Below are 11396 nucleotides of genomic sequence, written 5' to 3' on the forward strand. Positions count from 1 at the left end.
GAGAGGACGTCCCGCGGTGGCGAGGCCAAGGTGCCGTGCGATGTCGCGGGTGCATGGCCTGGTCGGAGTTCGCGGCCAGAATTTGGCAGACCTGGCCAATGCGGCCAGCGGAGGCCCGGCCTGGATCGTGCGCGCCGGGGAGGGCCGGTGGATAGACGGTGATCACTTCCACACGAGCCGGTCTCCTCGTACTCGAACATCGAGGTAATACTCCGCGACTGCACCCCAAAATCCGCCTCAAACTCACCGACAGACTCATGTGTTCTTTGCGGGTCGGCGCCACGATCTGGTCGTGATGGGTATGCTCGCGCACGAGTTGCCCAGCCGCACTCGATGAGCGCCCCGTGAGTTCGACGTTGGGTCTCGTGTTCGACGATGGCCTGAGTAACAGCGTTGACCATCCTGCGGAGTGAGGGACTTGTGGGGCGTCCGGAGAAACCGATCAACCCGGAGAGTGGCCCCGTACAGCGCCTCGCCTATGAGTTGAGGATGTTGCGCCAGTCTGCTGGCAACCCGTCGTACCACGCCATGGCCGAGCGGGTCGGCCTCTCCGTGTCGACGCTCTCGCGTGCCGCGGCCGGAGACCGACTGCCTTCGCTCGCCACGGTCCGGGGGTACGTCCTGGCATGTGGCGCGGACCCGGAGGAGTGGGGCGTGCGGTGGAAGGAGGCGGAGGCCGAGGATGCCGCAGCCGCGTCGCTGGAGAACACGGGGCCGGCGCCCTATCGCGGGCTAGCGCGGTTCGAGTCCGGCGACAGGGCGCTGTTCTTCGGACGGGACAGGTTGGCCGCCGAGCTGTCGCAGACAGTGTGCGACCGCCGGTTCGCCATGGTCCTGGGCCCGTCTGGCAGCGGCAAGTCCTCGCTGTTGCGGGCCGGCCTGCTACCTCGGCTGAGCGAGCAAATTGCTCAGGAGCAAGGGTTCGCCACGTTGCGGGTGCTTACCCCGGGAACGAGGCCTGCATCCACCCATGGGGATCTACTCACTTCCAAAGAGGGAGAGCCGGAGCGCTGGGTGCTCGTGGACCAGTTCGAGGAGGTCTTCACCCTGTGCCATGATCCCGCGGAACGCACCCGCTTCATCGACCTCCTGCTGGCTGCTCGTGAACCGGACAGTCGGCTGCGGGTGGTACTCGCGATGCGGGCCGATTTCTACGTCCGCTGTGCAGAGCACGGAGGACTGGCCGACGCCCTGCGCGGCGCCGACCTGCTGGTGGGGCCGATGACGGCTGAGGAGCTGCGGGAAGCGGTGACCAGGCCGGCTGCCGAGGTGGGGCTGCGCGTGGAGCGGGCTCTGGCCGTGCGGATCGTTGAAGAGGTGCTGGGTGAGCCCGGCGCCCTGCCGTTGCTGTCTCACGCCATGCTGGAGACCTGGCGGCGGTGTCGGGGGCGGATGCTGACGCTGGCGATGTACGAGGCGGCCGGCGGAGTGCGCGGTGCGATCGCCGCGACCGCCGAGGCCGTGTACGAGCGGCTGTCGGCGGCCCAGGCCCGTATCGCGCGGCAGTTGCTGCTACGTCTGATCGAGCCGGGCCAGGACGGCGCCGACACCCGGCGTCCGCTCATCCGGTCGGAATTCGAGGCGTGGGCGGGCCCGGAGGCGCGAGGGGTCGTCGAGCAGTTGGTATGCGCTCGATTGGTCACTGTGGAAGAGGATTGCCTACAACTGGCTCACGAAGTCCTGATCACGGGTTGGCCGCGGCTGCGCCGCTGGCTTGAGGAGGATCGGGAACAGCTGCGGGAGCATCGACGCCTCACCGAGGCGGCACGCACCTGGCAGGAGTCCGGCCGCGACCTCGGCGCTCTGTACCGGGGTGCCCGCCTGGCCCGCGCGGCGGAAATCTTCACAGGCACCTCAGCCGATGGGGCACTGAACTCGGACGAACGGGTATTTCTGCATACCTCGCTCTCGGCCCAGGAGAGCGAACGCCGGGCCGCCACCCGCACGGCACGCAGAGCACGGCTCCTGCTGTCCGGCCTCTCCCTCGTCCTAGTGACCGCACTCGTCTCCTGCCTCGCTGCCTGGCACCTGCACCAGGACAACGAGCGACAGCGCGCCGACGCCGATGCCCGCCAGGTGGCCGAGATCGCCGACGCGCTGCGTAGCACGGACCCACGGACCGCCATGCTGCTGGGTGCCGCCGCCTGGCGTCTTTCGCCGCTACAGGAGAGCCGCCGCGCTCTGCTCGGCTCCCTTACTCAGCCGCTGCGGGACAGTTTCACCGATCCGGATCCGGGAGATCGCCCCGACCGGTTCCTGACCGACGCAGGCCGTACGCTGGTGAGCGTCGATGGCCGCGACTGGCACACCTGGGACGTCGTCACAGGTGGCGCGATCGCCTCGGGTCGCCTGCCGGATGCCCAGGTGGCGGGCGTAGGTTCAAACGCAAGGGTGCTGGCGCTGCGAACCCACGCCGGTATCCGGCTATGGGACACGGTGACCAGGCGGTGGACCGGCGCCGCCCAACCAGCTTCAGCCAGTTCCGCGATGCTACGCCTCGGTGGGAGCGGACGGAGCTACCTGGTGTCAGGCACCGACAGGGACCGGGTGGAGCTGCGGTCTGTGACGAGCAACGGGGTGCTGTTGTGGGTACCGGCCGCCGACTGGACGTATGCGGCGATGAGCGCCGACGACCGGCAATTGGCGGTTTGCCCGTTCAGGAAGCCACCGCAAGTCTGGGACGTCGCCCGTCATAAAAGGTTGGCCGGTGTCTGGGAAGGCGCTGATTATATATGCGACGGGCATTCCATGCTCGTATTCGCTGGTGACGTCCCTAGGCTGGCCGCCGTATCCGACACTGCTGTCCGCGTCTGGGACACGCGATCAGGACGGCAGGTAGCCCAGCTCAAGGACCCAGGGGCGAGCTTCGCCGTTTTCCGGGAGCAGGGTGACTTCCTGGCAACCGCAGGTGGCGGAGAAATCAGAGTTTATCGGCTGTCGTCGCCCGGCACTCCGGTCTTTCGTTACCCCTTGAATAACCAGGATGTACGCGACCTCGTCTGGGACCCCCATAGCCCGGTGCTGCGCTACCTCGATGGCAGCACGGTCCGCACTCTCGACCTAACCACAGCTGTCACCACGGCCTGGAGCCAGATGCCATTGAGCGACCTGTGCCTCAGCCCTAACGGCCGCGTTCTTGCCACCGTCCAGCACACCGGTGGCCAATACCGCTTCCAATTGCGGGACACCCGCGACGGACGACTGCTGCGCACACTTCCCCCGCCGCCGCTCCCTGTCTCCCGCGACCATCCGGTCGAACCACAACACACCGTTCCTCTGCTCACGTTCAGCCCTGACAGCACCATGCTCGCCTACGTCATCTCGGCCCCCGACGAGGAAAGTACTAGTACTCGCCAGCGGGTCACCGTGTGGAACCTCAAGGACGACCGTGTCCGCACCACACTGGACCTGGCCCCGACCACGCCCGCCCGGGGTCCCGTCTCGGTGGCCCTGGGACCCGGCGGGAACAGTCTGTACGTCGCCCGCCAGACCCCCGGCGGCTCGCGCAACGAGGTGTGGGACACGAATCTGCACCGGCAAAAAGCGGTGCTCGCCGGCCTGGATAGTGTTCACCTAGCCGTTCGTCCCGACGATCGACTACTCGTCGGGGATAACCGCAGCGCCCGTCTCCCCTCCGGGATGATTGAGGGGCACGATCTGGTGCAAGGCGGCCCGATCCGAGCCCTGCTCTACACACCGGACGGCTATGGCCTGGTGGCGGGCGACGCCACCGGCCGTGTTGCCCTGTGGTATGGCGACCTGCACGGCCGTGCAAGCATCCTGCGTAACGTCTTCCCTCCGGCTCTGGGCGACACCGTCGAGGGAGTCAGCGCCCTGGCCGTGAGCCCGGACGGATGCACGATCGCCGTCGCCGGCGACCACGGAACCCTCCAACTGTGGGACACCACCACCCATCAGCCGTTGGGCGGACCGCTGACCACCTCCGGTGAGAGAATCAGCGCTCTGGCCTTCAGCGAGGACAGCGCCACCCTGTACGCCGGCAGTGCTCACGTACCGCTCCAGCGCTACACCATCGACATGACACAGGCCCTCAACGAGGTGTGCGCCCGCGTTGGGGGGAACCTCACCAGAAGCCAATGGCATGTCTATATCCCTGACGTCCCCTACCGCCAGGTCTGCCAGCCAAAGCACACCACAGGTCACAGCGCTGCCGCGAACAGCCCTCAGGCATCCAGTTGATCTCGAATTGTCGGTCAGGTGTGTCAATTTAACGACTGACCCTGGTTGTTGACACTTGCAGCGACCCTGATGACCGCAGTTGGGTGCAGCTCGGATGGAGTGATCGTTCGGGCAGGTTTCGTCAGGTCGTGGCTGAGCGCCAAAGCCAGCGGAGCGCATCGGGGAGTAGGACTCCGCCGTGGTTGGGGCTGTGGCCACCGTCGCCGAGGACGAGACGGAAGTCGTAGCCTGCTTCCGCGAGAACGGCTGCCACACGCAGATTGCTGGCGAGCCAGTTACTTTCGGGCCCGTTCCAGTTGAGGTCGCGGTGGCCTGCTTGCATGAAGATGCGCAGCGGTTTGCGGGGGGCGTTGGGGATCAGGGCAGGGTACGGGTTTCCGTTCGGCATCTGCGTGAAGCTGGAGAGGTAGCAGATGACTCGCCGGAACTTGTCCGGGCGCATCCACGCAGCGGTGAAGGCGCAGTTGCCGCCGCTGCTGCCACCGCAGATGCCCCATTGGTCGGCGTCCTCGGCGATCGAGTAGCGCCGTGTGACCTGGGGGATGATCTCAGTCAGGAGAAAGGTGACGTAGCGGTCGTCGAACGCGTCGTACTCGGCGTTGCGGTTCTTCGATTGTTCGGCGTTCTTGAGGACGCCAGGGTCGACGAAGACACCGATAGTGACCGGGATCTCGCCGCGGTGGATGAGGTTGTCCAACACGATGGCGCCGCGGACCTGCCCGTCCGGGTCCAGGTACCACCATCCGTCCTGGAACACCATCAGCGACGCGGGTTCGGAGGGGTCGTATTGCGCGGGCACATGAACCCAGTACCGCCTCGTGGTGCCGGGGTAGATCGTGCTCTCGCACCACTCGAACTCCACGGTCGAGCCGGCGGGGACGCCCGGCTGTATATCCGAATCGGGCCCGTAGGCGTAGCGAACGTCTTGCTGGTCGATGGGGAGCGGACGAAAGGGCAGCTCGATGGTCACGTCCGCACCCTAGAGATGCTGTCCGATCGTCTCAAAGGGATTGTGTGCGGTTTGTTCGGATCGACGGCCGCGATCAAGAGGTGAGGGCGTAAGTTCGCTGGTCGGGGGTGGGGTAGAGGCGTTCGTGCTCGCGGGCGGCGTGGTATCGCCAGTAGGGGTCGAGGTCGCCGTTGGAGACGACGGCACGCAGTCGCAGGACGGCTTCGGCTCCGGGAAGGCCCCAGCGGGCGCCGGTGATGTCGAGGCGGTCGGCGATCAGGTGGCGGCAGGCACCCTCCACCGCGCCGGTGGCGATCGGCCACCCGTTGTTGAGCGCGGTGTCGTAGTGAAGCTGGTCGAGATGCCCAGTCAGGTAGCGTTCGCAGGCGTCAACGGCCTCGCGGCGGGAGGCCGACAGGTGCTCCCGCTCCGCCTGGCCGGTCATCTCGGCGGCGACCCGGGCGGCGTGGCCTGCCAGGATTCCGGTCAGATATTCGGCTGCCCAGGACTCGGCCTCGGTGGTGCCGGGTTTGTGGAAGGCGTGGGCGGCGGCCCAGACGTACTCGGCGACGTGCACGAAGTCCAGCAGAACGTGGACCGTGACGCCGCGTCGGCCGGTCTCAGCTGCGATCAGGTCGAGCTGGTGGCGGGCGCCGTCGACCAAGACGACCCATGGCCGCAGGTGCTTCGGGTCGCGAGCCTCGGCCTGGTCGAAGGCGTCGGCGATGACCTGCTCGGGTGGGCGGACCAGCGAAGCAGTGCACCACTTGCTCTCTGCCCTCGGCCCCGGACGGGCCGTGCGTTCCCCGCTTCGGCCGCCGGGCGGGTGGATCACATCATGCGGCCGCCTGGGTGCCGGATGAGTGTCGAAGACGCAGGCCACGGTCGCCATCCGCTTCCGGTTCGGCTTCTCGCCCGGCGCGAGCCGAGCGCGGTGGCCACCGGCAGCTTTCTCAGCGGCCCGGCGGGTGGCCTCCCGCAGGGCCGCCGGGCGCATGACCACGTCCTTGCCGTCCACCTGGACCACCAGTGGCATCTCGCGGCTGCACGGGACCGGGATCATAGTCCGGTAGAAGCTGTCGACGTCGACCGCGGCGGCGACCACGAGCTCTTCGAGTCTGCGCTTGCCGAGCACGTTCCCGCAGCGGCGTGTCACTGCATCGTGGGCCTGGTCGAACGAGCCGCGGACGGCTTCGGTCACCGCGAGCCGTCGTAATCCCGTCGAGTGCCGGCCCGCCGGCAGCGACAGCACAGCGTCGGCAGGGTGGACGTTGCTCACACCCTGCCCCCGGTGGGCGACCCTGGTCACCCGGACCATTCCGAACATGCTGGCCAGCCAGCGCGGGTGCCCGGTTTCGCGCCAGGGCCGCACCTGGCCTTCCGGCCCCACCACGAGATGCCGGTCACCGGAACGAATCTGCTCCTCCTCCCGCATCGCGCGCAGGTCGAGGTGATCCTGCAGCAGCAGGCGAAGCAGTTCCCGCCCCGCCAAGTCGAGGTATTCCTCCAGGTCAGTGTGGGTCCACGTGCCCGCATCGCTGCCCGACAGGGTAGTGGTCAGCGCCTCGAAGGCGCTGAGGGAGTCAGCAAAGGGGTCAGCGGTGGCATGCGTGTCGTACGGTGTCATCTCCAGGGCTCTTCCCGTCCAGCATCGATTGGGTCGCACCTTCGAATGTAGGCGCGGAAGAGCCCTGTTGTTAACGGGAGTTGGGCGAAACGCCACCCCGGCGCCGGGCCGGGGTGAACAGGCCGGGGACATCCTCGTCCAGCCAGCCCCGTTCCACCAGCCGCTTCAACTTCGACCGGGTGCCCTCGATCTTCCCAGTCTCGGCGGGCAGCCCGATCCTGGGCACGATCTGCTTGGCGCGGACCGGCCCCGGCGCGTCCGCCACCACCTCCATGATGTCCCGATACACCTGCGGCAGGACCTCCGTCCCCATCCCGGGCTGCCAGTTCGGCACCGTCAGCACCCCGATGACCTGCCGCTCGGCCCCTGCATACGCAGACGCCACCGAATCACCCGCGCTCGGCCGGGCGCTGTCTACCGCGACCGCCGACTTCTCCGGGGTCATCTCCGCGAGGACCTCGGCGATCGTCTCCCGCGCGATCCGCAACCGCTCCAGGCTCTCCCGGGCCAGTTCCAGCTTCCCGGACAGCTCGGCGACCTCGGCTTCCAGCTCCTCCACCCGAACCCGGGCAGCTGCTTCGCGTGCTTCCAACTCCTCGAACAGCGAACCCATCCGCCACCCCCTCCACCACCACGGTAGAGACGAGCGGCCCCAAGTGCAGCCCCGCTCAGCGTTCCTCCAGCTCAACCCTTCCCTTCAGAGGAACCGCACCCACCGCAGTTTGACGAACATAGGGGCATCAAGCACAGAAGGCACGGCGTGAACGTGTAGGAGATCACCGGTCCGGGCCGTCAACTGCCGTGGCTCTCACCCGTATTGCCGGGCCGAGCTCACAACCTGACCGCCGCCTGCACCCACCGGATCATCCCCATCTGCGAGCGCCAGGGGTCCCGATCCTGGCCGATCTCGCCTACCAGGGCGGCGGCCTCTGGGTGGGCCCAGGTATCAAACGCAGGCCCCTGCAGGAACTCACCCTCACAAAAAAGACCGGCAACCGGGCCCTGGCGTGGCACGGGCACCGGCCGAGCGCGGCGTCGCGCGCCTGAAGTCCTGGCGGATCGTCCGCAGATCCCGTTGCAGTCGTAACCGCTTGACCCTCAATCGCAAAAGCCGTCCTCACCCTGGACCGGTGCTCAGTGAACGCGGCACCGCTGATACGCGGCGCCGAGCAGGACCTTGCGGATAGCCCTGACAGCCTGGTGTGGTGGTCGGCGATGACCAGGCGGAGCCGGCCAGACCGCGCTCGTCCCGGACACACCACGGCCCAGGACACTAGCTGGCGCAGTCGGGATCGCGACATGTCCGGCAACCATAGGATGGCCAGGCCTCCCGCCGTGAGCCGCTTGGTTACCGCATGGCAAGCCGCAGGCGTTCGGGGCGGATCGCAATTGTTTCTCCTAGTGATCATGTTGTGCAACAACTCTGCGGTTGCCAGGGTGGGGTCCCCCCCCCAGCTGAAATCCCGGTGTACGGAGCGCTCAGTGCAGCACTGCGCGCGAAGCATGTCTTCGGGTGTCGGCGGTGATCATTGGACGGTGGCATGAGCCCTGCGAATCTGTTGATGAATCCGTTCCAGAAGCCCCTGATGAAGAGCTGTCGTGCTGGACCTCCAGCGACGCGTCCTGCACGCCGTCTCCCTCCGCAGCACCGTCGCAGCACTCGAGTCCACGCCCTTCGCTGTGTTGCAGCAAATCGCCAAGCTGCGATGGGAGATCAGGGCCCTCCTGTAGTGGGAGGGGCGCGGGGTGCGGCTGACTGCGGAGGTGCAGCAACCGCTCGGCACCGCACAGGCACTGCCAGCGATCGTGGAGTGGTCGGAGACCGAGTTGGACGAACAGTGTGGAGCACCGGTGGTACGGCTGACGGTGGCCGCGTTCGCGTAGCGGCATCCCGCGCTCGGCAGCCGACTTTGCGAGACCGAGCGGCACCTGCCTATCGCCTCCAGGATGTTCTCGATATGCCCGCTGCGCATGGCTCGGACATCGCCTCACTATCCGTGCCGCCGGTGGGCGAGCGCGGGGTCTTCGTGGGACAACCAATGTGCGCTGCTCGTCCCCGAGGAGCGTCCCTTCGCCGAGCTGGCGTCCGTCCGGCTGAGGGCCCCGGCGGGAAACTGTGGGCGCACCAGCTGCGGGGGCACGTCTGCCATGAGTGGCTCGGCAGAGGCCCTGTAGGAGACCAGGCGCAGGCCGGCCGGGCACAGGCCGGAACCTCTTCGCACTCGGCGGCGACTTACTCATGCTCATCGAGAAGGCGTCACCAAACGGTGCGCCAGTGCGACTGCCCAAGATGCCTTCCCCGAGAACTCCATTGCTCGAGCGCTCATCAGTTCAGCGCACATAGGACCTCCCATGGTTTTGATTGGTTAGGTGCTCTCGAGCCGGGTCAGCGTCGATGCTTTGGATGTGCTGAGGCTCGTGAAAGCTAAGAGGTCAGCAAATATGCGGACGCTCTATCACGGCTCCCTGCCTGTCCCAACGCGTAAGCCTCTTCGCCACCTCCTTGCCCCGGACTGTCGCAGTTGATCGTCTAGGTCCTTTACATGGCAGACCGCCTGATCCGTCTGGAACGCGACTGCGTCATCTGTACCGAACGCATATCGGAGCAAGTTTCCGTTAATCCGGGTACTGGATGCACAAGTTGGTTTTCCGAATGGCGTGGCGGAGCTGCTTTCCTCCGCAAGACCTCTTGACATACTTCAGGAAAGATATGATCTCCGCTCCGGAGCCAGCAGAAGCGATGGCGCCCCCCACTCGCTCGTGCGCCTCCAACTGCACTCCTCATGTCCCGACTTCTCACGTGCCAGACAATCCCATGTGTCCGGTCGCTCGTCTCCTACGCCGGTCATACGTTTCCTGGGCTAGCGGCAAGCTAAATCAAGGCCTGTATTATGCCGAACAGGCAGCCAGCCAGAAGACGACCGAATCTGCGTGTTCCTGCGAGGACTTCTCCCGTTACTGGCTTGCCACCGTTCTGATCCGCCTCCGAAGAATGGATAGAGTGCACGATCTCCTCTATCCAGATGTTTCCTACGTCGCACCGCATCCGCATGGCACAGCTCGGGTTTCTGTTTCGACGGCGTTGGCTGGGGCCGATCTAGCCTACACGAAGGGAGAGCTGGATAAAGCGGCCTTTTTGGGGAAGCAGGCGCTCGCGCAGGCGCAGCGATTGCAACAAGGGTCGTACTCGCCAGTGGCTCATCTATTGCTGGCATCAATCTCCTTCCGTCGCCGCGACGTAAAGGCCGCCTCGGCCTACGCCAAACTAGTTAGCGAAGACGCGCTGCTCGGTCGGTGCGTTTGGCTAACAGGGCAACGTGCATGGCTATATATGCAGATACGTGAAGCGGAAAGCGGAGCGGAGGAAGCAGCGCCTTTAATCAGAGAACTCATTGACTTGGGGGAGGTGAGTCGAGAAGTTCTAAGTGCTAATCCAGCCGCCGCAGCCTGGCTCGTGCGGCTGTCCCTCAAAGTCAATGACGGAGCGATGGCCAGGCAGGGGGTGAGCGCGGCTTGGGAGCTGGCGTCGATGAACCCTGAGGTTGAGTCGTTGGTCGCAGCTGCCGTGCATGCAGAGGGGCTGCTTGACGAGGACCTCAACGCCCTTTGGAAGGCTGCCGAAACTCACCAGGACCCATGGGCGAGGGCTTCCGCTCTGGAGGACATCGGCAAGCGCATGGTCTGTGAGAAACTCCACCGTGAACGGGCAATCGAGGTCCTGGAACTTAGCGGTGACTCCTACTTGGCTGTAGGGGCTTCACGTGATGTCTCGCGAATAAAAAGCACCCTGCGGGGCCTCGAAGTCAGGCACAGTGTCTCTCGCTGGTCGGATCGGCGAGAGAGGGAAATAGGAGACCTCACCCGTACTGAATTCGAGGTAGCACAGCTGACAGCACATGGTTTGACCAATAGTCAGGTGGCTGCGCAACTATTTCTGTCCCATCACACGGTTGCTTTCCATCTGAGGAAAATATTCCCAAAGCTGGGAGTGACTTCACGTGTGGAATTGGCGCGAACATGGAACGCGAAATTTGATGGCGGCTGACGGTGGCATAAAATCCCCAGCGCATCGAATCCGGTAAATCGGTCACCTGTCTGTGCCTTGTCACGTGGTGAAGACCAGGTCATCCAGGTCTTCACCCGAGCGAGACGGCTACAGGCCCCGGGAGTCGTATCTGCCGCGCCCGGCCGGTTCGCTGGGCGACGCAGCCGTTTCCAAGGCGGTGGTTGGCGCCTTCGGCCAGCGCGAGCCAGACCAAAATGGCTACTGGCGCGAGGTTTACTACCCGCTGCAGCCGCAGTTGAACCTGATGCTGGTCAATCCCTCCCATCTCAAGGGCATCCGAGGACGCAAGAGTGACCCGAGCGATGCCGCATTCCTGGCCCGGGCCAGCGCCTCGGGCATGGCGATGGGTTCGTTCGTGCCCGGGCGGGAGATCCTGAGCTGCGGGATCTGACCCGGAGGCGCACGCAACTGGTCACGACCCGGGGAATGGGCCCAGCGGCTGGAGAAGGAACTCGAGGACACCGGGATGAAGCTCTCCACGGTGCTCAGCGACATCACCGGGGCCACCGGCCGGACCATCCTCAACGCGCTAATCGGCGGGGAGCGGGATCCTG

General features: G+C 65.8%; 6 protein-coding genes and 2 pseudogenes. 4 read left to right on the forward strand and 4 right to left on the reverse strand.

Annotated features, from left to right (window positions below; genetic code table 11):
- Positions 1 to 654: 654 nt before the first annotated feature.
- Complete coding sequence (locus tag ABT057_RS48435; RefSeq protein ID WP_352351704.1) at positions 655 to 4200, forward strand: nSTAND1 domain-containing NTPase; 3546 nt, start codon at positions 655 to 657, stop codon at positions 4198 to 4200.
- A gap of 121 nt (positions 4201 to 4321) precedes the next feature.
- On the opposite strand, the gene ABT057_RS48440 is transcribed toward ABT057_RS48435, so the two are convergent.
- The 3 genes from ABT057_RS48440 to ABT057_RS48450 all read right to left on the reverse strand — a co-directional run bounded on the left by ABT057_RS48440 (position 4322) and on the right by ABT057_RS48450 (position 7389).
- Positions 4322 to 5170: an alpha/beta hydrolase gene (locus tag ABT057_RS48440; RefSeq protein WP_352351706.1), complete on the reverse strand. Its 849-nt coding sequence runs from the start codon at positions 5168 to 5170 to the stop codon at positions 4322 to 4324.
- A 73-nt stretch (positions 5171 to 5243) separates the two neighbouring features.
- Positions 5244 to 6776 (reverse strand): ISKra4 family transposase, encoded by a 1533-nt coding sequence (locus ABT057_RS48445; RefSeq protein ID WP_352351708.1) that lies wholly within the window; start codon positions 6774 to 6776, stop codon positions 5244 to 5246.
- Between the two features lie 70 nt (positions 6777 to 6846).
- Positions 6847 to 7389 (reverse strand): hypothetical protein, encoded by a 543-nt coding sequence (locus ABT057_RS48450; protein WP_352351710.1) that lies wholly within the window; start codon positions 7387 to 7389, stop codon positions 6847 to 6849.
- A gap of 129 nt (positions 7390 to 7518) precedes the next feature.
- On the opposite strand from ABT057_RS48450, the pseudogene ABT057_RS48455 reads away from it, so the two are divergent.
- A pseudogene (locus ABT057_RS48455) lies at positions 7519 to 7907 on the forward strand (transposase family protein); the annotation flags it as partial.
- A 6-nt stretch (positions 7908 to 7913) separates the two neighbouring features.
- Here ABT057_RS48455 and ABT057_RS49380 read toward each other — a convergent pair.
- Positions 7914 to 8023, reverse strand: a pseudogene (locus ABT057_RS49380) (transposase); the annotation flags it as partial.
- Positions 8024 to 9777: 1754 nt separating this feature from the next.
- Here ABT057_RS49380 and ABT057_RS48460 point away from each other — a divergent pair.
- Positions 9778 to 10821: a helix-turn-helix transcriptional regulator gene (locus ABT057_RS48460; protein WP_352351712.1), complete on the forward strand. Its 1044-nt coding sequence runs from the start codon at positions 9778 to 9780 to the stop codon at positions 10819 to 10821.
- A 64-nt stretch (positions 10822 to 10885) separates the two neighbouring features.
- Positions 10886 to 11233 (forward strand): hypothetical protein, encoded by a 348-nt coding sequence (locus tag ABT057_RS48465; RefSeq protein WP_352351714.1) that lies wholly within the window; start codon positions 10886 to 10888, stop codon positions 11231 to 11233.
- The last annotated feature ends 163 nt before the right edge of the window (positions 11234 to 11396 follow it).

It is taken from the genome of Streptomyces sp. NPDC002588, from assembly GCF_040295925.1.
In the GTDB taxonomy this organism is placed as follows: Bacteria; Actinomycetota; Actinomycetes; order Streptomycetales; family Streptomycetaceae; genus Streptomyces.

Coding starts and splice junctions, on each gene's coding strand:
- ABT057_RS48450 (WP_352351710.1), bottom strand. CDS start 7,389: ATGGGTTCGCTGTTCGAGGAGTTGGAAGCACGCGAAGCAGCTGCCCGG.
- ABT057_RS48445 (WP_352351708.1), bottom strand. CDS start 6,776: ATGACACCGTACGACACGCATGCCACCGCTGACCCCTTTGCTGACTCC.